Below are 20,848 nucleotides of genomic sequence, written 5' to 3'. Positions count from 1 at the left end.
ATCAAACAAAATGGCACTTTCACCTCTTAATGCAATTTCACCAATTGATGGTAGATACCGATCTAAAGTAGAAAAATTAAAAGATTATTTTTCGGAAGAAGCACTGATAAAATATCGTGTTTTGGTAGAGATTGAATATTTTATTGCGTTATGTGAAATACCATTACCACAATTAAAGTCGGTTTCGAGTTCTGTTTTTGAAGACTTAAGAGCGATTTATAAAAACTTTAATGCTGAAGATGCTACTGCGATTAAGGACATTGAGAAAGTGACCAATCACGATGTAAAAGCGGTTGAATATTTTATTAAAGAAAAATTTGATGCTTTAGGGCTTTCGGCTTACAAAGAGTTTATCCACTTTGGGTTGACCTCACAAGATATTAATAATACAGCAATTCCTTTAAGTATTAAGGATGCTATGAATGATGTTTATGTTCCTGAATATACATCATTATTAGAAAAAATAGAAAGTTTAGCAAAAGATTGGGCACATATCCCAATGTTAGCTAGAACACATGGTCAGCCAGCATCTCCAACCCGTTTAGGAAAAGAAATAGACGTGTTTGCGGTAAGACTAAAAGAACAATTTAATTTACTAAATGATGTGCCAAGTGCAGCAAAATTTGGTGGCGCAACTGGTAATTTTAATGCGCATAAAGTAGCTTATCCAAATATAGACTGGAAGGCTTTTGGAACTAAATTTGTGCAAGAAAGATTAGGCTTACATCATTCTTTTCCAACCACTCAAATAGAACATTACGATCACGTAGCTGCTTTGTTTGATGGACTAAAACGTATTAATACCATTATTATTGATTTGGATAGAGACATTTGGACTTATGTGTCTATGGATTACTTTAAGCAGAAAATTAAAAAGGGTGAAGTAGGTAGTTCTGCAATGCCACATAAGGTAAATCCTATTGATTTTGAAAATAGTGAAGGAAACTTAGGTATAGCAAATGCTATTTTTGAGCATCTGTCTGCCAAATTACCGCTTTCAAGATTACAACGTGATTTAACAGACAGTACCGTTTTAAGAAATGTAGGTGTGCCATTTGGACATACCATTATTGGTTTTAAATCAACCATGAAAGGTTTAGGTAAATTATTATTGAATGAGCCTAAGTTTGCACAAGACCTTGAAAACAATTGGGCTGTAGTGGCAGAAGCCATTCAGACCATTTTAAGACGTGAAAGCTACCCTAATCCTTATGAAGCTTTAAAAGGATTAACGAGAACAAACGAGGCGATTACTCAAAGTTCTATTTCAAATTTTATTGATACCTTAGAGGTTTCCGACGCAATTAAGTCTGAACTAAAAGTGATAACACCAAGTAATTACACTGGCATTTAAAATATTATAATTGTGAAACTAATACCAACGACCAAAGACGCTATTGCATTAATTTGTGTGACTGTATTGGCATTGGGTTTGTTTATTTCAGGTTTGTTTGACGTTCTTGATTATGTTATAGTAAAAGCAATGTTGTTTTTAGGTTTTAGTGCATTATTTGTTGCTGCTTTAATTTTTGCATTTAAAAATGAATCTAAAAAAAATCGTCCTGAAGACGAGCTTCAAGACGATTTACATTAACATTTAAATAACGATCAGTTTATTTAAATTTCTTTACTCAATAATTGAGATTTAAGCTTTACTAAGCCTGTTATTTGTTTTGATTACTTAAAAAAGTCAGTTAGACCATTAAGATCAGTATCTTCAAATTTGGCATTTTCTAAAACAGAACTTAAAGACATTAACTTAGAAGCATTCATATCATCACCTAGAATTCTGGCAATCATGAAGCCTTTGTTATTGGCACTTCCAAAAATGATGAGTTCATCAATGTTTTCAATATCTCCTAAAAACTTTACAACAAATTTTCCGTCTGTAGAGTTTCCTCCACGTATAAGTTCTTCGTATTTAGGGTCTTTTAATATGGTTTTTACCTTTTCTAATTCTAGTTTATAATCTTCTGCATCTGTATCTGCTTTCATAAATGTGAGTACATTTAATTTATCTACAGAATTATAAGCTTCTTTCTGTTCCTCGGTCATGTTTATGTTTTCAACATTAACAAAACTCGTTGGTACATCAAACGAAGCAAAGCCAGGCTTTAATTCGTTATCTACATAATAGGTTTGCAATGTTGGTCCTTGGTTGCAGCTTGTAAAAGCGGCAACCAAAAACAACACTACTACTGATTTTTTGATTGATTGTATCATGGTTTTAGTTTTTCTTGTCTCCAGCTTTCTTTAACTGCTCACCACCTGGAATATCCATTTGATTTGTAATTTTAGACACTTGTCTTAGGTCTATATCACCAGTTAAAGTCATTACTACGGTTTCAAACTCACGTTTTTTGCCATTAATTTCTATGTTTTGGTCTTTTGTCATTTCTTTTAGACCAGTAATAAACATTAATAATTCTTTAACGTGATTTTCGTCTTTACCTTCTTTTACGTAAAACTTAACGGTTTGGTTACCATCTTTCATACGCATTAACTCTTCTAAAGCCGAAGTTTTTAAATATTTAGCTACTGTAGCAGTCATATCAGCAGATATTTTTGCATCATCAGTTGTAAATACTTTAAAGCCCGTAATTTTACTAGCCATTTCAGCATATTCTTTAGTTTCAGGGTCGTCCATGTCAATTCCCATTGTGGCTAACATTTTAAACATTTTGCCATTAAGAATAACCGATGCTACACCTTCTTGGTCTTCAAATTTATCAAATACACTTTGACTAAATCCGTTTACCGACATTAACATTACTGCTACTATTACTATTATTTTTTTCATAATTTCTTGTTTTAATTTTCGTTTTAAATTTTTCTTTTTTTAATTCTTTAATAATTTGTTTGTTGATTTACTAAATTCTGTAATGTGATTGGCTTTTTCAAGTCCGGCACTAAAACTATCTGATGCTAATTCCATGACTTTAAAACTTGATACTCCATCATTTAAATTACTTGAAAGCATAGCTAAAGCTTGTTTTGCTTCCAAATACATTTCCTGTTCCTCTGGCGAATAATCCGCTAGAGTTTTTGGTCCTCTATCCCAATTAGGAATAAAGATACCTAGCATTAAAACAGCCACAGCTGCGACAGAAATCCATTGATACAGTTTTGTTTTTTTAGTGTTTAATGGAACGTCTTTGGTGTACTGCTCTTTTTTTGATTCTGAAAAGTATTGAAACATTGGTTTGTAATGCTCTAAATGTGCTGCCACATCATCACTTAAGAAGTATGCTTTTAATTGCGCTTCTTCTTTAAGCGTGGTCTCGGCATTGTTATACTTTTCTATTAGTTTTTCTATATTATTTAATACCATATCCATGTGTATTAGTTAATTTTTCTCTTATTGTTTTTCGTGCTCTAGATAAATTGACTCTAATCGCTGTTTCATTCATGTCTAGCATTTTTGCTATTTCTGCGAAATCATATTCTTCAATATCTCTTAATTGCACTATTATTTTTTGTTGCTCTGGTAGGTCTTCCATTATTTTAGAAACCCAATCCACACTATCTTTTGCTTCAACTTGTTTTTGTAATGATGAATTACTATCCGTATAATTACTGTGAACAATTTTTAAATTCTGTGCTTGTTTCGATTTTAATCGATCTAAACAAAAATTCTTTGTCATGGTCATTGAAAACGCTTCTACATTTTTATAGTCTTCAATTTTTTTATTATTCTTCCATAATTTCAACAGTATTTCTTGTGTAGCATCTTCCGCTTCTTCTCTAGAAACGAGTAGTCGTTTTGCTAAACGAAACACTTTATCCTTAAAAGGCATAACGATATTTACAAAATCTGCCTGCTTCATTACTTTTTTGGTTGGTTGGTGAAGTTGATTATTATTCGCCTTCATTATTACGACGAGTCACTTTATCTTTTGTTACAAAGATTTCTGTGTTTTTTACAATATTGTAAGTAAATTTATAGTTTTACTACTGAAAGTGAAACATTGCTATCTAAAAAAGAACACTATTACCATGAGAAAAATAAAGATTTTACTACTTACATGCCTTGTAGGTTTTTCATTTACAAGCTGTTTTGATGATTTGGATGATAATATAATTCCTGCTTCCACATTAGAAATTAATGATTTTGTTTGGAAAGGAATGAATTATGTTTATCTATACAAACCTGAAGTTATTGCTTTAGCAGATGATAATTTTGCTTCCAATACAGAGTACCAAGAGTATTTAAACGGATTTGAAAGTCCAGAAGTATTATTTGAATCTCTAAAATATGATGCTGAAAATGTTGATAGGTTTAGTAGAATAACTGATAATTATTATGAATTACAGAATTCTTTAGGTGGTACATCCTTAAGTACAGGAGTAGAATTTAATTTTTATTATGTACCAGGCAGTAGTTCTGAAATTTTTGGTGCTATAACGTTGGTTTTAAATAATAGCGTTGCAGATAACTTAGGTTTAGAGCGTGGACAAATATTTAGAGGAGTCAATGGTGAACCATTAACATTAGGTAGTATTGATGACTTAGGTGATGCAATTTACCAAGATTCTTTTACTTTAAATTTTGCAGACTATGATAACAATGGTACTACAGAGCCTGAAGATGACACTGTAGTTTTAAATGGTGAAAGCGCAAGTTTAAGTAAAATGACATATACTGAAAACCCAGTGCATAAAACTGAGGTGTTAAATGTAAGCGGAACTAAAATTGGCTATTTAATGTATAATGGTTTTACATTTAATTTTAATGACGAACTCAATAATGCTTTTGGAGAATTTAGTGCTGCTGGTGTTACTGAATTGGTGATTGATTTAAGATATAATGGAGGAGGTTCAGTACAAACCGCTGCATATTTAGGAAGTATGGTAACAGGTCAGTTTACAGGTGAGGTGTATTCAAAAACTTTTCATAATGAAAACTTACAGAGTTTAGATACCAATTATCTCTTTACCAATTCTATTAATGGTGGTGGTACTATCAATAGTCTCAACTTATCTAGAGTTTATGTGTTAACTACCAATAGAAGAACAGCTTCAGCCAGTGAATTGGTTATAAACAGTCTAAAACCATATATTGATGTTGTTGTTATTGGTGAAAACACCGTTGGAAAAACACAAGCTTCGCAAACGGTATACGATTCACCAAGTTTATTTACTGATGAAAATGTAAACCTTAGCCATAAGTACGCTATGCAACCTTTGATAGCAAATTCTACTAACGTAAATGATCAGTTAGTTCCAGGAACAGGTTTAATTCCTGATATTGAAATTTCAGAATCTCCAAGTACATTTGGAATTTTAGGTGATATTAACGAACCTTTGTTATCAGCTGCTATTGCAAATATGAATTTTGCAGATCGCTCATTTAATGCGGTAAACGAAGGGGATAAGCTAAGAGATGTAAAACATTATATTTCACCTTTAGAGCAAGATATGTATATCGACTAATTGTATACGTATTATTAGAATTAAAAAAGCCGCTTTTTTCAAGTTGAAAAAAGCGGCTTTTTATATGTATTTAAAATTCTATTAATTGAAATATATTTTTGAAGCACCTACACCAACACTAAACGTATTAGTTTCTATCCCTGAAGATATATCATAAACTAATAAAGTACTATTTGCTGCAAAGCCTCCAGCATCTGTAACAAATAATTGATTATCGTTAACAGATAAACCATAAGCATTGCTTGCAGTAATATTAAATAACGACGTTGTTGGTAAACTCGTAGCATTATCTACTAAACTATATACTTCATTGTTTAAAATATAATAAGCTATACCATCTTCATAAGTCATTAGGCTTGGGTGCTCACCCGATGGAAATTCTAAATTAGAAATTATAGAATTGTCACTTAAATTAATTCTTGTTATTGCAGCATCTGTTATAACAGCTGGTGTTAACCAATATTGGTTTGCACCAGAACTTAAAACTAATAAATCTCCAGATTCATCTATAAACATTTCATCTGGCACATCATTAACTGTTATGGTTTCTAGTGAGTTATCTGATGTGTCAATTACAGAAATTACATTATTCACATTATAACCACCTTTATGAGATACATAAAGCTTATCTGACTCCTCTAAAATTTGTTCAGGACCTTCAGATACAGGAATTGTAGAGATTACTGTATTAGAAGTTAAATCAATAACAGCAATATAATCATCTGTTGTATCATTTGGATCTCCCCAATCAGATACATAAGCGGTATTATCCTCAAAAGCAATATATCTAGGTAATGATAAGCCTGTTGAAATAGTAGTTAATTTTTCAAAAGTATAACGATTAACTACTTTAATTGTGCCATCTTGGACTACGATATACGCTTTATCATCATTAAAACCTATAGATTGCAAATACCCACCTGTAGTTTCATTATTTGCATTAAAATAAATTTGATTTTCTGATGTCATTAAATCCTCAGAAATAAATGATACTGAGCTTGGTAACGAAAACGACCCTTCTCCACTTACTATAATTCCATCTTCATAAGCACCCAAAGGCTCTGATGTTGTTCCATCATCATCGCTAGAACATGAAACGATTAATAATGACATTGCAAAAATTGATAAAATGATTTTTTTCATTGTAATTGGTTTAAAATTTATATTGAATTTGAAAATTAAAATTACGATCTGGCATCGGTCTAAATGCCACGTTCTCGTATGCTGTATTAAATAGATTATTAACTTTTAGGCTTACATCTATTTGTTGTGATTTTGTTTTTAATAGTTGATAATTACATCCAAAATTGGTTAACTGATAAGCATCTACACTGTCAAAAGGTCCTGATAAGTTATCTGGAGTTATATAAACTTCTCCTGTATATAAATGCTGAACAAATACTGATATACGTTTATAGGCATAAGCCAAATTGATATTTGCTTTATGGTAAGGCACATATATGAGTTGCTTATTCGTTTCTAAATCTTCTGAAACTGTATAGGCGTAATTAGATTGTAATGAAAACTGATGCGCATTGACGCGTTTTGTAATATCTAAGCTGGCTTCAATACCATAATTCTGTGTTTTATCAACGTTATCAGGACTCCAGTCAGAACCGTTAGGTTGCCATTGTATAAGAGATGTGGTTTTTATATAAAAGGCATTAAGATTAAATTTAGCATTTTTATAGGTTAATTCTTGGCCTAAATCCACTTGATAAGAGGTTTCTGGAACTAAATCTAAATTACCTCCTTGTTGCCAATACAAATCGTTAAATGTTGGGACACGGTAATTTTTAGAACCATTTAATTTTAGTTTATAAGCGTCTGAAACGTTATAAGCCACATCAAAAGAAAATAACAACGGACTATCAAAACTAGAATTTACATCTTGCCGTAAGTTGAAACCATAATACCATTTAGGTGATGGAGTATACAGTAATAAAGCTGTTGTAGAAAATTCTTTTCGGTTAGGATCGTCAAAACTACTTCCGCTGCCTTGGTAATAATTATAAGATACTATGGGTTTAAATTTTAAATGCTTTATTAAATCTATATCTGCAGTATAATTAATGAGGTAAGTATTTACTTTTCCAAACGTATAATTATCGGTGTTTTGGTTTCCAAAATATTTAAAATGCTCTTGTAAGTGTGCTACTTTTAATTTTGAATTTGCTTTTTTTCCTAAATGAGACCACTCTAACATGGTTCTAAAATTTTGGTCTTCATATTTAGCTAAAGATCGAGTAGAAGCTGTGCCAGAAAACTCACGCTCACCAATAAAGGATTGATGATAGAGTTTTAGTACATTCTTCTCAGATAGAATATAGCCTAAATTAGCATTGATACTTCCATTTGTAAATGCACCATTATCATTACGTTCATCTGTATTTAGATATTTGTAATCGTTTTCAGAATCTATATAGTTTAATCCTATATTAAGGGAAAGCTTTTCATTACCAAAAGAGGATAAATAGCTCACATTTTTAGTGTCATAGCTTCCATAAGACAGTGTTGCTGTATTATCAAAGTGAGATGTAAAACTTAAAGTATTATTTAAATGAATACTACCACCAACGGCTCCACTACCATATTGTACAGATCCTCCACCAGATCGGATAACAATACTTTTAAAATTAGTAGTGTTTATAGTGTTAAAATCAGTTTGACCTGTAAGTTGAGAATTAATGTTTATGCCATTCCAAATAACAGCAGTTTGAGAAGCATTTGTCCCTCTAAATGAAGGTGAGGAGACCATACCATAACCATTTTCTTTAAAGTATAGATTTGAGTTAAATCGAAGTATATCTGTAAATGAACTGTTGTTTTTTTTAAGTAAAGAATCATTTAGAACCTTTAGTTTAAAGCCACTAGCATAGCGCTTTAGTTTTACATCGCTAAGCACAACTTCGTCTAATCGCTGAATAGAATCATTGGCTATTTGCGCTTTAGTAACGCTATAAAAAAATAGCAATAAAAAAGAGAGTATTACACGTATCATTTTTAAATCACTTTTATCCCGAAAGTTTGACTTTATTGTTTTGAAATTGGCAGGTCTCCTGACTCGTTTTTTGTTACATAACCTTCCCAAGATTATTAATGTGATGTTGATGTGCTCAACAATCACTAATTCTCAGTGGTTTGAAGTATGTAACAACTCTTAAGAGATGCTGAAATAAGTACAGCATAAAACTTACAGTTGCGGGAACAGTTCTGGAATTGATATATAATTATCTCACCAGATTCCCTTTTAATCCATTCATTTAAGAATGAAACCTAATTTCGATGTAAAAGTAAGCTTTTAAAGCAACGTGTATAAGATAAATTGTTACTTTTTCTTATTCATTTTGTAGATAAGATAAATAAAGCCGATTAAAAAATGGGCAATAATAATTCCTGCAACAATATATAATGTTAAATTTGAATCGCCTCTCATGGTCATATTTTTATCAAAATTAATGATAAATCATCAATTTAAAAGTTACAAAAGTTACAGATGAAATTTACTTATATCTTACTATTATTAGCCGTATCCTTTATCAGTTGTAAAGACGATAAAGGTATTGTGAGATCACTTCCAGAAGTTGAAGAACATAATAATACATTAAAGTATGCGGAGGGTTTTAAAATTTCCACATTCAATGATCGCAAAACTTTAGAGATTACAAAAGCTTGGCCAAAAGCTGAGAAAAAATATACTTATTTATTACTAACAAAAGAACAGGCTTCTAAAATCACTTATAATGCTGCAGATTATGATGGAGTAATAATTACGCCTGTCACAAAAGCAGTAGTGACATCTACAACACATATTCCTGCTTTAGAATTATTAAATGTAGAAACATCCTTAATAGGATTTCCAGGAACCGATTATGTGTCTTCAGAAAAAACAAGACAGCTTATAGATAATGGTAAAATAAGAGAACTAGGAAAAAATGAAGGCATTAATACCGAAGTCCTCTTAGAGTTAAATCCAGATGTTGTTGTTGGTTTTGGTGTAGATGGTGTAAATAAAACTTTCGAAGTCATTAAAAAAGCAGGTATTCCTGTAATTTATAATGGTGATTGGGTAGAAGGTTCTGCTTTAGCAAAAGCAGAATGGATTAAGTTTTTTGGTGTACTTTTTAATAAAGAAAAAGAAGCCGATTCTATATTTAATAACATTGAAAAGGAATATTTAACAGCTAAAGACCTTGCAAAAAAAGCTAAAATCAATCCAACAGTTTTAAGTGGAGCCATGCATAAAGATGTTTGGTATTTACCAAATGGATCTAGTGCAGAAGCGCAATTTTTAAAAGATGCTAATGTAAATTATTTATGGAGTGAAACCACCGGAAATGGTAGTTTAGCGTTAAGTTTTGAAGTGGTTTTAGATAAGGCCAAAGATGCCGAATTTTGGTTGAGTCCTTCGTATTATGGTAGTATGGAACAATTAGAAAAAGCGAATGCGCTTTACTCTAATTTTAAAGCGTTCAAGACCAAAAACATCTATACATTTGCAAATACAACAGGTGCCTCAGGAGGTGTGTTGTATTACGAATTAGGAACAGCAAGACCAGATTTGGTGCTAAAAGATTTAATAAAAATTACACATCCAGAATTATTAGGTGATTATGAGCCTTATTTTTTTAAGAAACTAAAATAAATTTAAGGTATTTAGAAAGACGAAACATGATTATGTTTTTGATGCTATGATGACGAATTAAAATGCTTAGTTCTTCAAAATATTTAAATAAAATTTGAAAACCAACTACACATATCCTTTTCTAATCTTAACAGTAATTTTACTGTTTTGTTTTGTGCTAAACATCAGTTTGGGTTCGGTAAGTATTCCGTTTTCTGAAGTTTTGGGTAGTCTTTTTGGTTCTGTTGATAACGAAACTTGGCAAGTTATTATTACAAAAGTAAGATTGCCAAAGGCAATTACTGCTATTATGGTTGGTTCGGGTTTGGGTATTTCTGGTCTATTAATGCAAACGTTATTTAGAAATCCTTTAGCAGGCCCTTTTGTTTTGGGTATTAGCTCTGGTGCAAGTTTAGGAGTTGCCATTGTTATTTTAGGTTCGGGTCTCTTTGGCGGTTTATTTGCAACCGTTTTAATATCTAAATGGAGTATTGTAATTGCTGCAAGTTTGGGAAGCTTTTTAGTGCTGTTGGCTGTTTTGGCAGTTTCAAGTAGAGTTAGAGATACTATGGCAATTCTGATAATAGGTTTAATGTTTGGAAGTATTACTGCTGCTATTGTGAGCGTATTGTCTTATTTTAGTTCTGCAGAACAATTACAGCAGTATATTTTTTGGGGTTTTGGTAGTTTAAGTAATTTATCTTGGGAAGAATTATTGATTTTCTTCTGCATTTATAGTGTGGGAATTGTTCTCAGTATTTTTTCGGTTAAAGGTTTGAATGCCTTATTATTAGGCGATAATTACGCAAAAAGCCTCGGTTTGTCTTTGAAATCCAGTAGATTCGTCATTATCTTCGCCACAAGTTTAATTGCAGGAACTATAACCGCTTTTGCTGGCCCTATAGCATTTATCGGTTTGGCAATTCCGCATTTAACTAGGCAAATATTTAAAACCACAAATCATAAAATATTATTGCCTGCTGTATTTTTATTTGGTGCTATTGTAATGCTTATTTGCGATAGCATTGCTCAAGTCCCAACGAGTGATTATATGTTGCCAATTAATGCAATAACGGCTTTAGTTGGTGCTCCGGTAGTGATTTGGTTATTAGTAAGACAGCGGAAAATGATGTTTTGAATTTTTTTTAAACATGACTTTAGAAACCCTTAATTTCTGGAAGATCAGCACTGTTAAAAATCTTTTTATTCTATGCACCTTTTTATTATTAGGTTGCAAATCTTACAAAACGACTACAGAACTTGAATCTACTTTTAGCAAACAAGAAATAAAAGACATACAAACCATTAGAACTTTTTTTATTAAAGATATATTAAGTCTTAATGATGAAAATTTTAATACTGAATTTAGACATAGAATTGTAAACTTAGAGGCAGAAGGTTTTAAGTCTGTAAAGCCAAAGAAAATAGATAAATTGTTTAGTTCAGTTTCAAAATCTACCTTCGATGAGATTTGGGAAACAAAAACCCAAAAGAGAAGCAGAAATAGCGATGATACTTACCAATATTATGCACCAAAAATTAATGGTAAATATAAAGAGTTTTTAAGCCTTACTACAAAGCATAACTCAATGGTTAACAAATACTATAACAATATTCTAAGGACTGAAGATTTTAGTCATTCATCAATGTTAAATTACATTGCAGATAATACCTTAGATTTTGATTTAAATAATACTAATGTTCAAATTGTAATGGCTATTCATTATATTTCAATCTGTAATGAAAATAATATTACCAATCAATTAATAAATTAGTGACTACTCATAAGCGCAACATCGTTAAAGTAACGGATCTTTCAATTGGTTATAAAACCAAAAAGGCTGAGACTGTTGTGGCTTCAAATATAAATTTCGAATTAGAAAAAGGGCAACTAATTGGTTTAGTTGGCGCTAATGGTATTGGGAAATCTACATTATTACGTACCTTAATTAAAGTGCAATCCGCTTTAAATGGAAATATTTCTATTAATGGAAATGATTTAAATTCAACCTCTACTATAGAGTTAGCCAAACAATTAAGTATTGTATTAACAGAACCTTTAATTTCTAAAAACTTGTCGGTATTTGAGTTGGTATCGTTAGGAAGACATCCATATACAAATTGGATTGGTAATTTATCTGAAGAAGATGTATCTACGGTAAATAATGCTTTAGAACACGTTAATATTCTAAATTTAAAAGATAAAAAGTGTTACGAACTTAGTGATGGTCAGTTACAAAAAGTAATGATAGCAAGGGCTTTGGCTCAAGATACCGCAATTATTGTTTTAGATGAGCCTACAACACATCTCGATATGTATCACAAAGCCTACATTTTAAAATTACTTCAAAAGTTAACTAAAGAAACTGGTAAAACCATCTTGTTTTCGTCTCACGAAATTGATTTAGCCATTCAGTTATGTGACACTATGATTGTAATGCAAAAAGATAAAGTGGTATGCGATCAACCTTGTAATTTAATATCTCAAGGTGTTTTTAATTCGCTTTTCCCTAAAGATTTAATTGCTTTTGATGAGAAAACAGGAAGCTTTAGAGTGGCAAAGTAATTGACTGTTGGCCTATAGCTTTAGTTTTTTTATTTTCTAATTTTTTTTAAAATCTGGCGAGCTCTAGCTTTAAAACCTGAACTCTGCATCTGAAAATCACGCTCTAGGATAATTGCCAATTCTGGATGAATCCAATCATACTCAATGCCTAATAAGAATAAACTGTTCATAGCATAAGCTTTTGGGGCAATTTTTTCGTCATTTATCATCCAATCGAAACACGCTTCTATAATGCTTTCTTTGTGCGTTTCGGTGAGGTGTGATTTAATAGCATTGTCTGTTTTTGAATAATGTGCTTTAATAAGATACTCACACACTTTGGCTACAGGTCTTACAGCAGGATCTAAGTGTACTTTAGACATGTTTTTAGTAAATACATCTAGAAAAGGAATAATAGCTTCTAGTTTTTCTTTACACATAAACTCGAACACCCAAGCTGCTCTGCAAGAAATTTTATCATCTACATCAAAAAGAATGTCTAGCAACGGTGTTACCAATTCAGGATGGTCAATAACAAGATTAGCATATTTTAATCGCTTCTCTCGTGAATGATTTACGTAGTTTAATTCCTTATAAAGTTCTGTTCTAGTCAATAGAAATTGATTAATTTAGAGGTCTAAATTAGTGAAAAATGAAGATTTTCAAAAAAATTGGACTTCTACTTTTAGTAGTGTTCATAATTGCTCAATTTTTTGGGCCAGATAAAAATGAAGGTGATATGGCTTCTGTAGATGCTTTTTATGCAGATACTAATCCGCCAGAAGATGTAAAATTAATTTTAAAAGCGGCTTGTAATGATTGCCATAGTGATAATACACGTTATCCTTGGTATAACAATATTACTCCAGTTAATTATTGGTTAAATGAGCATGTTAATGATGGAAAAAAGCATTTTAACATCTCTAAATGGAATGATTACTCGGATAAGAAAAAAGACCATAAACTCGAAGAGTTGATAGAAATGGTTGAAGAAAAAGAAATGCCTTTAGACAGTTACACGTGGACGCATGAAGACGCTAAACTATCTCAAGACCAAATAGATGCCGTATTGGCTTGGGCAAAAACAGTGCGTTTAAAATATGTGTTTCTAAAAGAGCCTCAATAATTGAATAAAAAACTATTAGTAATTGGTTTTGTTTGGCCAGAGCCAAAGAGTTCTGCGGCTGGCAGTAGAATGCTTCAGTTGATAGATCAGTTTCAGAATCAAGGTTATGACGTTACGTTTGCTTCTGCTGCTAATACGTCTAATAATACCTTTGATTTAAGTCGTCTTAATATTAATACACAAGCCATTCTGTTAAATGATTCTTCTTTTGATGTCTTTGTAAAAAACTTAAATCCAGATGTTGTTTTGTTTGATCGTTTTATGTCAGAAGAACAATATGGTTGGCGCGTTTCAGAACAATGCCCAAATGCGCTTCGTGTTTTAGATACTGAAGATTTTCACGGTTTACGAAAGGCTAGGGAAGTGGCTTTAAAACAAAATGTAGAGGTTTCAATTACGCATTTGCAAAACGATATCACCAAACGCGAAATAGCAAGCATATATCGTTCGGATATAAGTTTAATGATCTCTGAAGCTGAAATAGATCTATTAACAACAACATTTAAAATCGATAAAAGCTTACTTTATTACTTACCGTTTTTATTAGAACCAATTTCTGAAACCGAAAAAAAACAATTACCATATTTTGAAGCAAGACAACACTTTATTACCATTGGTAATTTTTTACATGCGCCAAATTACGATGCAGTTTTATATCTAAAACAAACCATTTGGCCTTTAATTAGAAAGCAATTACCTAAAGCCGAGTTACATATTTATGGTGCTTATGAATCACAAAAAGTTACTCAACTTAATAATATTAAGGACGGTTTTTTAATAAAAGGTTTTGCTGAAGATGTAAATGAAGTGATACAAAATGCAAAAGTATGCTTAGCATCTTTGCGTTATGGAGCAGGACTTAAAGGCAAATTAATTGATGCCATGCAAAATGGTACACCTTCTATAATGACTTCTATTGCAGCTGAAAGTATGTTTGGTGATTTTAATGCGAATGGTTTTATTGAAGATGATCCTGAGACTTTTGCAGAAAAAGCAGTTTTACTTTTTACTAATTCTGAAATATGGGAACAAAAACAAAAGAATGGTTTTGAAGCTTTAAACCAGCGTTTTAATCGATTAGATTTTGAAGAAGGATTCTCTGCTCATATAAATTCGCTAAGACATAATTTAAAAGCACATCACGAAAAGAATTTTATTGGTCAATTGTTAAGACACCAAACAATGCAGAGTACAAAGTATATGAGTAAGTGGATTGAGGCTAAGAATAGATAACTTTAGCTCAATAAATTTAGCATTTCTTTCATACCTTCTGTAGCCGATTTGGCAATTACGGTTACTTTTCCATTATTACTCATTGCAGGTTTAGGATCTATGTAATAAATGGGAGTGTTAGGTTGCACATAATCAATTAAACTTGCTGCAGGATAGACTTGCATACTTGTACCAATAATAACTAGAATATCTGCAGTATAACAAATCTCTACAGCTTTTTCTATCATAGGTACTGCTTCGCCAAACCAAACAATATGTGGTCTTAGTTGATAGCCTTTTTCGCAAGTGTCACCGAGCTTAAGATCTTCTTCCCAAACTTTGATATCATTTTCGTTTTGGGTACTTCTTATTTTACGTAGTTCGCCATGTAAATGAATGACCTCTGTACTGCCAGCACGCTCGTGTAAATCATCTACGTTTTGAGTTATTATAGTAACTTTATAATTGTTTTCAAGCGTTGCCAAGTCTTTATGTGCTTGGTTAGGTTCTACTTCGTTTAATTGTCTTCGTCTTTCGTTATAGAAGTTTAAGACTAATTCTGGGTTGCGTGCAAATCCTTCAGGAGAAGCCACTTCCATAACATCATGTCCTTCCCAAAGTCCATCTGCATCTCTAAATGTTTTAATGCCACTTTCTGCACTTATACCAGCTCCTGTTAATACAACAATATGTTTCATGTTAAATGATGCTAAGATTTACGTTTCCACTTTTTATAAAGCTTCGATTTTACAAATGCTTCAAGTTCATTGGTGCCATCTGGTTCTTTCTCTTCTAAAAAATCTAAAAGTGCGTCTTTATCATAACCTTGTTCTATGAGGTCTTCAATAACAACTATAATCTCTTCAAATCTATTTTGAAAATTTAAAGCGATGATATACCCAATATAGCCTTGTAAAAGATCAGGATAATTTTCTACAATATAATCATAATGTATTTCTGCATTTTTGTAGTCCTTATCTAATACATATACGTTGGCTTTAATAAGGTTTAAAAAATCATCCTCAGTTTCAAAAATGAGTTTGTCTATGTTTTGTATGGCTTTGTTATAATCACCTTTTATAATATTATAATCGATTTTTTTTAGATATAAGGTGGGATCTTGAGGGTATAAATCGGCATATTCTTTTAACGTGTTTTCATATAATTCGTCGTCAAAAGAACTGGCATAATTTGCTTTAATTAAGAGTGTGAATTTCTCTGTAGACATGGGTGCTGTTAATTGAGAAATTTTGTCATACGCTTCTTTGTGTTTCCCTTGTTCGGCTAGTTTTTTGGATGCTACAAAATAGAAAATGTTCTTTGTGGCATCAGTTGTTGCCGGACTATTTGGGCTTTCTTCTGGTGGTTTAGACACTAAAAAAATCCTTTGCAATGTTGAAGATAAAGGCTCTCCTGTGATATAAATATAAATGTCATTGAACTTTAAGTGTTCTCCATCTGAGCATACTTTATAATCGTGATAATTAACACCTATATCATCAGAATACAATCTAAAGGTGAAATAATAAGCCATGTCCTCAATATTGTATCTGTAATTAATTAAGTTATAGTAAGCACCAGCTTCTATTGAGCTTGTTATTTGTTGAGAGAGTTTTTTCCCTGTGCTCGATATGCCTTCAATGTAACCTCTAGTAAAACCATCTCCTTTATCTATTTGTTTATGGTCAATTATAGAATTTAAAAACGATGGTACATCAAACTTTTCATTAAAAGCATCTGAACTTAGATTATGGAATGACGTTTCAATATATTCTGCTAACTCAATCACTTTTTCATCATTTTCCTCAGATTCCTTTAGTAGAAGGCAAGAGCAAGGTTGTTCTGTGTCTTGCGAGTAGCTTATTTGATAGTTACATATTATAAAAAGCAGTAAAAAAATAGTAGTGTTAAATTTCATAGTTTTGCAATAAGCACTAAATATAAGATTTTATGACCAACTTAAAGCTTCTAGAATACTTAGAAACATTCTTAACTGAAAAACGAAAAGAACGTTTTAAAGAAGTGCTACCTAAACGTACCAAACATTTTACTGTGGCTACAGAAGATGTTTTTCAATTACACAATACAAGTGCGGTGATGCGATCTTGCGATGTATTTGGTATACAAGAATTAAATATTGTGGAGGAAGTAAATTCTAAAACTATAGATAATGAAATCGCTATGGGAGCGCAAAAGTGGGTAGACCTTAACCGTTACCATTCTACTACAGATTGCATTACAGATTTAAAAGCACAAGGCTATCAGATTGTAGCTACTACACCACATGTAAATGATTGCGAATTAATAGATTTTGATATTACTAAAAAGTCGTGTTTCTTCTTTGGAAGAGAAACTGAAGGTTTATCTCAGCAAGTGATAGACCAAGCAGATTGTTTTCTTAAAATACCCATGGTTGGTTTTACCGAAAGTCTTAATATTTCTGTTTCTGCGGCTATTATTTTACAGCATGTAACGGCGTTATTGCGCAAATCTGATATTAATTGGCAACTTACAGAAGAAGAAATAATAGAAAAACGATTTGATTGGATTAAAAAAACCGTAAAGGATTATGATGCCATTGTTGAACGATTTCATTCAGAAAAAGTCTCAACCTAAAAGCGATTTACTTAATCTTTCTTTTTGTTGCGGTCTTTACTACGATTAATGACTTTATACTCCTCAAAACATTCGCTTATAGCATCTAATATTTGAAGATCATTAGCGGTATTTATAAAGTCTTTAGAATAGTTACATTGGTTAACTATTTCATCTAAATCGTATTTTGTAACTTGAAGTAAAACTAATAACATTTCTCTATCAAAACGCTTAGCTAATTGATTTCTAATTTCATCATCCTCTTTCATTTTCTTTAGCTTATGCATTTCGTTTGGCTTTCTACCAAACATATTGTATAAGAAATCTGCAGGATTAAAAATAGCACCCAAAACTTTTGTTGCAATATTGGGCTTGCCAGCTTCATAACCTTGACCAGGTAAGCCAGAAATACGGTAACGATTATTTGAGGTTTCAGGAATTTGTTTCATATCAACAACCAAATAGCCTGTTAACTCTAATTGTTTTACAGTAACTTCTTCTAGAGCTAATGCTAACTCTGTCATTTGAATTTCTGTATCTCCAAATTTTAACCAGTCATTAGTCACACGTACTTTTATAGATTTATAACCTATATATGACAAGTGTAAGGTATCGTTAACTTTTGCTCTAATCTCAAAAACACCTTCATCGTTTGATGCGGTTCCTACTACCTGATTGATATTTACAATATTGGCTTCGCTTAGAGGTAAGTTTGTTGTAGAACTAACTAGAGTTCCTTTTACTTTTGTCGGAGTTTTGTTTGCGGTACTGTCTTGAGTTTCAATACTAACCTGACTATAGCTATGTGCTGTAGTTAAACATAAAAATAGAATTAATAAATATCGCATGTATGTGTGTTACGAGGTAAAGGTAATAAACAAAACGGATTTAACATATTACACCTTTATTTTTGACTTAATATTAACTTTTATACTATTCCGTCCTAAGTCTGTAGTGAGTAGTAATTCTGCAAAATTTAAGTCTGCAAGTATATAAGGATTTGTGTTATGGTTTTTTGAAATTTTGAAATAAAAAATCCAAAACCTAAAGTTTAACTTCAAGTTTTGGATTTAAATATATTGTTTAAACTATCTCTTAAGTAGTTTAATCTCTTCGTCTAGAACGTCTTGGTCTATCTGAACCTGCACTGCTAGATTCAGAAGAACGTCTATCTCCTCTGTCGCTAGAACGTCTATCACCTCTATTGTCATCAGATCGTCTTCTATCGCTTCGGTTTCCAGAACCTCCAGAAGAACGTCTATCTCCTCTAGGTTTATCGTCACGTCTACGACTTCCACCACCAGAGCGTCTATCATTTCCACCACGACTTCTTCCGCCACCACCACGACTTCTTCCACCTCGGTCTTCGCTAACTTCAACATTTACAAAACGACCTTCGTATTTAAAATCGGTAAAAAATGCCAATACTTTCTCTTGTAATCCTTTTTCAGTATTAAAGAAAGAAAAGCTTTCTTTTACATCTACTTTAAAGACATCATCACGTCCTAATTCTAATTGTTCTTTTAAGAAATCTTTCAACTTCATCCAATCAAAACCATCTTTACTACCAACGTTTATAAAATAACGCGAATCGTTAGATTGTTTTCCGTAATCACGTCCTCCATCTCTGTCAGAACCTCTAGATTCTACAACTCCTAAATCTTTCGATTTTTGGTAATAATTGAAGAAACGGTTAAATTCTACAGAAAAGAATTTTTTGATTAACTCATCTTTATCAGTATCAGCGAATAATTCATTAATACTTTCTAAATGTTTGTCAATTTCGTGATTAGTTTCAGTTGTATGGATTTTATTAGCTAAAGACATTAATTGTACTTCAACAATATCACCACCAGAAGGAATTTCTTTTTTATCGAAGTCCTTTTTAATAATACGTTCGATACTTTTTATCTTTCTAACTTCACTTTTAGAAACAATAACCATAGAAACACCAGTTTTACCAGCACGTCCTGTTCTACCAGATCGGTGTGTATAGGTTTCTATTTCATCTGGTAATTGGTAATTAATTACGTGTGTAATATCATCTACATCAATACCACGAGCCGCAACATCTGTAGCTACCAACATTTGTATTTGTTGGTTTCTAAAAGATTTCATGACTAAATCTCGTTGGTTCTGACTTAAATCTCCATGTAATGCTCCTGCTGAGTAACCATCTTCAATTAAGTTTTCGGCTACTTTTTGAGTGTCTCTTTTTGTACGACAGAAAATCACAGAAAAAATATCTGGATTAGCATCAGCCAAACGTTTTAAAGCTTGGTAACGGTCTCTTGCATTTACTAAATAGTATTCGTGAGAAACGTTGCTTGTACTTTCATTTTTATTACCTACTGTAATTTCTGTAGGATTATGCATAAACTTCTTTGCAATAGTTGCCACTTCTTTAGGCATTGTTGCAGAGAATAACCATGTATTTTTATCTTCTGGTGTATGAGAAAGTATATCAGTGATATCTTCCTTAAAGCCCATGTTTAGCATTTCATCAGCCTCATCTAAAACGCTATATTGTATTTTAGAAATATCAACCATTCTACGGCTAATCATATCTTTCATACGACCTGGTGTAGCCACAATAATTTGTGCGCCACGTTTTACAGCTCTTGCTTGGTCAGAAATACTAGATCCACCATATATAGCTACAACATTTAAGCCTTTACAGTATTTACCATAAAGTTTAAGTTCGTTGGTGATTTGTAAACAAAGTTCACGAGTAGGAGATAAGATAAGACCTTGTGTGGTTCTACTATCGATATCAATTTTTTGCAACATCGGGAAACCGAAGGCTGCTGTTTTTCCTGTACCAGTTTGCGCCAAAGCCACTAAGTCTTTGTCTTCTTCTAATAATAAAGGAATTGCTTTTGCTTGTACTTCACTTGGTTTTTCAAAACCTAAATCTGTAATAGCTTTGAGAAGGTCTTCATTAAGACCTAATTCTTGGAATGTGCTCATTCTTGAGTTTTATGTATTCGATTATGTTCTGTTGGTGTTACAAAAGAAGCGAATCGACATACTAAACACTTAAACTTCTAGGTAACACATCCTCACTCTGAGGAATATAAAAAATCCTAACGTGGATTTTTTTGCAAGGTGCAAAGGTAGTTTATTTTATTGGATATTACTAATGGTATTTATTGTCCGTCTTTTGATGGAGTTTTTGTTATTATTTCTGTGCTTGCTTATGAATAGCTTCTCTGCAAAACAATCTATATGACGCGGAAAGTGGTGTTTTTTATTAGATTCCGCGTGTAATGTTTATTTGTTTAGCGGAAACTATGTATATTTGAGTTATTCC

Annotated in this window: 21 protein-coding genes and 1 riboswitch; of the genes, 10 read left to right on the top strand and 11 right to left on the bottom strand. The window is 32.0% G+C overall.

All coding sequences use genetic code 11. From position 1 onward, the window contains the following. The first annotated feature begins 10 nt into the window (after positions 1–10). The gene (gene purB, locus DFQ10_RS14540) at positions 11–1,354 is read left to right on the top strand and encodes an adenylosuccinate lyase (RefSeq protein ID WP_115818162.1); all 1,344 of its coding nucleotides are present in this window, start codon (positions 11–13) and stop codon (positions 1,352–1,354) included. A gap of 12 nt (positions 1,355–1,366) precedes the next feature. Then, complete coding sequence (locus DFQ10_RS14535; protein ID WP_115818161.1) at positions 1,367–1,594, top strand: hypothetical protein; 228 nt, start codon at positions 1,367–1,369, stop codon at positions 1,592–1,594. 83 nt (positions 1,595–1,677) lie between these two features. Here DFQ10_RS14535 and DFQ10_RS14530 read toward each other — a convergent pair whose 3' ends face one another. The 4 genes from DFQ10_RS14530 to DFQ10_RS14515 are packed head-to-tail and all read right to left on the bottom strand — an operon-like array spanning position 1,678 to position 3,827. Beyond that, on the bottom strand, positions 1,678–2,223 hold the full coding sequence (locus DFQ10_RS14530) for a DUF4252 domain-containing protein (protein ID WP_115818160.1): 546 nt from the start codon (positions 2,221–2,223) through the stop codon (positions 1,678–1,680). A gap of 4 nt (positions 2,224–2,227) precedes the next feature. Continuing rightward, positions 2,228–2,800 carry a DUF4252 domain-containing protein gene (locus tag DFQ10_RS14525; RefSeq protein ID WP_115818159.1) on the bottom strand — a complete coding sequence of 191 codons (573 nt, stop codon included), beginning with the start codon at positions 2,798–2,800 and terminating at the stop codon, positions 2,228–2,230. 39 nt (positions 2,801–2,839) lie between these two features. Beyond that, positions 2,840–3,337 (bottom strand): hypothetical protein, encoded by a 498-nt coding sequence (locus DFQ10_RS14520; protein WP_245940728.1) that lies wholly within the window; start codon positions 3,335–3,337, stop codon positions 2,840–2,842. Continuing rightward, complete coding sequence (locus DFQ10_RS14515) at positions 3,318–3,827, bottom strand: RNA polymerase sigma factor (protein ID WP_115818243.1); 510 nt, start codon at positions 3,825–3,827, stop codon at positions 3,318–3,320. Before DFQ10_RS14515 ends, DFQ10_RS14520 begins: the two co-directional genes overlap by 20 nt. 169 nt (positions 3,828–3,996) lie before the next feature. Between DFQ10_RS14515 and DFQ10_RS14510 the strand changes: the two genes are divergently transcribed. Continuing rightward, positions 3,997–5,433 carry a S41 family peptidase gene (locus tag DFQ10_RS14510; protein ID WP_245940727.1) on the top strand — a complete coding sequence of 479 codons (1,437 nt, stop codon included), beginning with the start codon at positions 3,997–3,999 and terminating at the stop codon, positions 5,431–5,433. An 81-nt stretch (positions 5,434–5,514) separates the two neighbouring features. Here the strand turns inward: DFQ10_RS14510 and DFQ10_RS14505 are convergent, their stop codons facing one another. Together DFQ10_RS14505 and DFQ10_RS14500 are read right to left on the bottom strand one after the other, a co-directional pair. Beyond that, positions 5,515–6,576 (bottom strand): YncE family protein, encoded by a 1,062-nt coding sequence (locus tag DFQ10_RS14505; RefSeq protein ID WP_115818158.1) that lies wholly within the window; start codon positions 6,574–6,576, stop codon positions 5,515–5,517. Between the two features lie 10 nt (positions 6,577–6,586). Then, positions 6,587–8,434, bottom strand: a complete 1,848-nt coding sequence (locus DFQ10_RS14500; RefSeq protein ID WP_115818157.1) for a TonB-dependent receptor plug domain-containing protein — start codon at positions 8,432–8,434, stop codon at positions 6,587–6,589. Between the two features lie 31 nt (positions 8,435–8,465). Beyond that, positions 8,466–8,728: riboswitch (cobalamin riboswitch) on the bottom strand. Between the two features lie 201 nt (positions 8,729–8,929). On the opposite strand from DFQ10_RS14500, the gene DFQ10_RS14495 reads away from it, so the two are divergent. The 4 genes from DFQ10_RS14495 to DFQ10_RS14480 all read left to right on the top strand — a co-directional run bounded on the left by DFQ10_RS14495 (position 8,930) and on the right by DFQ10_RS14480 (position 12,623). Then, a complete protein-coding gene (locus tag DFQ10_RS14495; protein ID WP_115818156.1) occupies positions 8,930–10,078 on the top strand; it encodes an ABC transporter substrate-binding protein in 1,149 nt (382 codons plus the stop codon). A 94-nt stretch (positions 10,079–10,172) separates the two neighbouring features. Then, positions 10,173–11,195 carry a FecCD family ABC transporter permease gene (locus DFQ10_RS14490; protein ID WP_115818155.1) on the top strand — a complete coding sequence of 341 codons (1,023 nt, stop codon included), beginning with the start codon at positions 10,173–10,175 and terminating at the stop codon, positions 11,193–11,195. 13 nt (positions 11,196–11,208) lie between these two features. Next, positions 11,209–11,832, top strand: coding sequence for a hypothetical protein (locus DFQ10_RS14485; protein ID WP_115818154.1), 624 nt, complete (start codon positions 11,209–11,211; stop codon positions 11,830–11,832). Further along, entirely contained in the window at positions 11,832–12,623 is a 792-nt protein-coding gene (locus tag DFQ10_RS14480; RefSeq protein WP_245940725.1) for an ABC transporter ATP-binding protein, read from the top strand. The genes DFQ10_RS14485 and DFQ10_RS14480 overlap by 1 nt, the downstream gene beginning before the upstream one ends. A 29-nt stretch (positions 12,624–12,652) precedes the next feature. On the opposite strand, the gene DFQ10_RS14475 is transcribed toward DFQ10_RS14480, so the two are convergent. After that, positions 12,653–13,216 (bottom strand): adenylosuccinate lyase, encoded by a 564-nt coding sequence (locus DFQ10_RS14475; RefSeq protein ID WP_115818153.1) that lies wholly within the window; start codon positions 13,214–13,216, stop codon positions 12,653–12,655. Between the two features lie 38 nt (positions 13,217–13,254). On the opposite strand from DFQ10_RS14475, the gene DFQ10_RS14470 reads away from it, so the two are divergent. After that, positions 13,255–13,728 (top strand): heme-binding domain-containing protein, encoded by a 474-nt coding sequence (locus DFQ10_RS14470; protein ID WP_115818152.1) that lies wholly within the window; start codon positions 13,255–13,257, stop codon positions 13,726–13,728. Continuing rightward, on the top strand, positions 13,729–14,961 hold the full coding sequence (locus DFQ10_RS14465; protein ID WP_245940723.1) for a glycosyltransferase: 1,233 nt from the start codon (positions 13,729–13,731) through the stop codon (positions 14,959–14,961). A 2-nt stretch (positions 14,962–14,963) separates the two neighbouring features. Here DFQ10_RS14465 and DFQ10_RS14460 read toward each other — a convergent pair whose 3' ends face one another. Then, positions 14,964–15,638, bottom strand: a complete 675-nt coding sequence (locus DFQ10_RS14460) for an SIR2 family NAD-dependent protein deacylase (RefSeq protein WP_115818151.1) — start codon at positions 15,636–15,638, stop codon at positions 14,964–14,966. Positions 15,639–15,649: 11 nt separating this feature from the next. Then, on the bottom strand, positions 15,650–16,858 hold the full coding sequence (locus tag DFQ10_RS14455) for a tetratricopeptide repeat protein (protein ID WP_115818150.1): 1,209 nt from the start codon (positions 16,856–16,858) through the stop codon (positions 15,650–15,652). Between the two features lie 32 nt (positions 16,859–16,890). On the opposite strand from DFQ10_RS14455, the gene DFQ10_RS14450 reads away from it, so the two are divergent. Then, the gene (locus DFQ10_RS14450) at positions 16,891–17,556 is read left to right on the top strand and encodes a TrmH family RNA methyltransferase (protein WP_115818149.1); all 666 of its coding nucleotides are present in this window, start codon (positions 16,891–16,893) and stop codon (positions 17,554–17,556) included. Positions 17,557–17,567: 11 nt separating this feature from the next. Here the strand turns inward: DFQ10_RS14450 and DFQ10_RS14445 are convergent, their stop codons facing one another. Next, on the bottom strand, positions 17,568–18,383 hold the full coding sequence (locus tag DFQ10_RS14445) for a carboxypeptidase-like regulatory domain-containing protein (protein ID WP_115818148.1): 816 nt from the start codon (positions 18,381–18,383) through the stop codon (positions 17,568–17,570). Between the two features lie 256 nt (positions 18,384–18,639). Further along, complete coding sequence (locus DFQ10_RS14440; RefSeq protein WP_115818147.1) at positions 18,640–20,505, bottom strand: DEAD/DEAH box helicase; 1,866 nt, start codon at positions 20,503–20,505, stop codon at positions 18,640–18,642. Positions 20,506–20,848: the final 343 nt, after the last annotated feature.

This window comes from Winogradskyella eximia (genome assembly GCF_003386165.1).
GTDB classification, from domain to species: domain Bacteria; phylum Bacteroidota; class Bacteroidia; order Flavobacteriales; family Flavobacteriaceae; genus Winogradskyella; species Winogradskyella eximia.
The sequence above is the reverse complement of the archived record's forward strand: the minus strand, read 5'-3'. Positions and strand labels throughout refer to the sequence as shown.

What these genes read in the sequence shown, in the direction of transcription:
- DFQ10_RS14515 (WP_115818243.1), bottom strand. Translation starts at nt 3,827, where the DNA reads ATGAAGCAGGCAGATTTTGTAAATATCGTTATGCCTTTTAAGGATAAA.
- DFQ10_RS14450 (WP_115818149.1), top strand. Translation starts at nt 16,891, where the DNA reads ATGACCAACTTAAAGCTTCTAGAATACTTAGAAACATTCTTAACTGAA.
- DFQ10_RS14525 (WP_115818159.1), bottom strand. Translation starts at nt 2,800, where the DNA reads ATGAAAAAAATAATAGTAATAGTAGCAGTAATGTTAATGTCGGTAAAC.
- purB (WP_115818162.1), top strand. Translation starts at nt 11, where the DNA reads ATGGCACTTTCACCTCTTAATGCAATTTCACCAATTGATGGTAGATAC.
- DFQ10_RS14510 (WP_245940727.1), top strand. Translation starts at nt 3,997, where the DNA reads ATGAGAAAAATAAAGATTTTACTACTTACATGCCTTGTAGGTTTTTCA.
- DFQ10_RS14530 (WP_115818160.1), bottom strand. Translation starts at nt 2,223, where the DNA reads ATGATACAATCAATCAAAAAATCAGTAGTAGTGTTGTTTTTGGTTGCC.
- DFQ10_RS14470 (WP_115818152.1), top strand. Translation starts at nt 13,255, where the DNA reads ATGAAGATTTTCAAAAAAATTGGACTTCTACTTTTAGTAGTGTTCATA.
- DFQ10_RS14500 (WP_115818157.1), bottom strand. Translation starts at nt 8,434, where the DNA reads ATGATACGTGTAATACTCTCTTTTTTATTGCTATTTTTTTATAGCGTT.
- DFQ10_RS14495 (WP_115818156.1), top strand. Translation starts at nt 8,930, where the DNA reads ATGAAATTTACTTATATCTTACTATTATTAGCCGTATCCTTTATCAGT.
- DFQ10_RS14460 (WP_115818151.1), bottom strand. Translation starts at nt 15,638, where the DNA reads ATGAAACATATTGTTGTATTAACAGGAGCTGGTATAAGTGCAGAAAGT.
- DFQ10_RS14505 (WP_115818158.1), bottom strand. Translation starts at nt 6,576, where the DNA reads ATGAAAAAAATCATTTTATCAATTTTTGCAATGTCATTATTAATCGTT.
- DFQ10_RS14455 (WP_115818150.1), bottom strand. Translation starts at nt 16,858, where the DNA reads ATGAAATTTAACACTACTATTTTTTTACTGCTTTTTATAATATGTAAC.
- DFQ10_RS14440 (WP_115818147.1), bottom strand. Translation starts at nt 20,505, where the DNA reads ATGAGCACATTCCAAGAATTAGGTCTTAATGAAGACCTTCTCAAAGCT.
- DFQ10_RS14445 (WP_115818148.1), bottom strand. Translation starts at nt 18,383, where the DNA reads ATGCGATATTTATTAATTCTATTTTTATGTTTAACTACAGCACATAGC.
- DFQ10_RS14485 (WP_115818154.1), top strand. Translation starts at nt 11,209, where the DNA reads ATGACTTTAGAAACCCTTAATTTCTGGAAGATCAGCACTGTTAAAAAT.
- DFQ10_RS14520 (WP_245940728.1), bottom strand. Translation starts at nt 3,337, where the DNA reads ATGGATATGGTATTAAATAATATAGAAAAACTAATAGAAAAGTATAAC.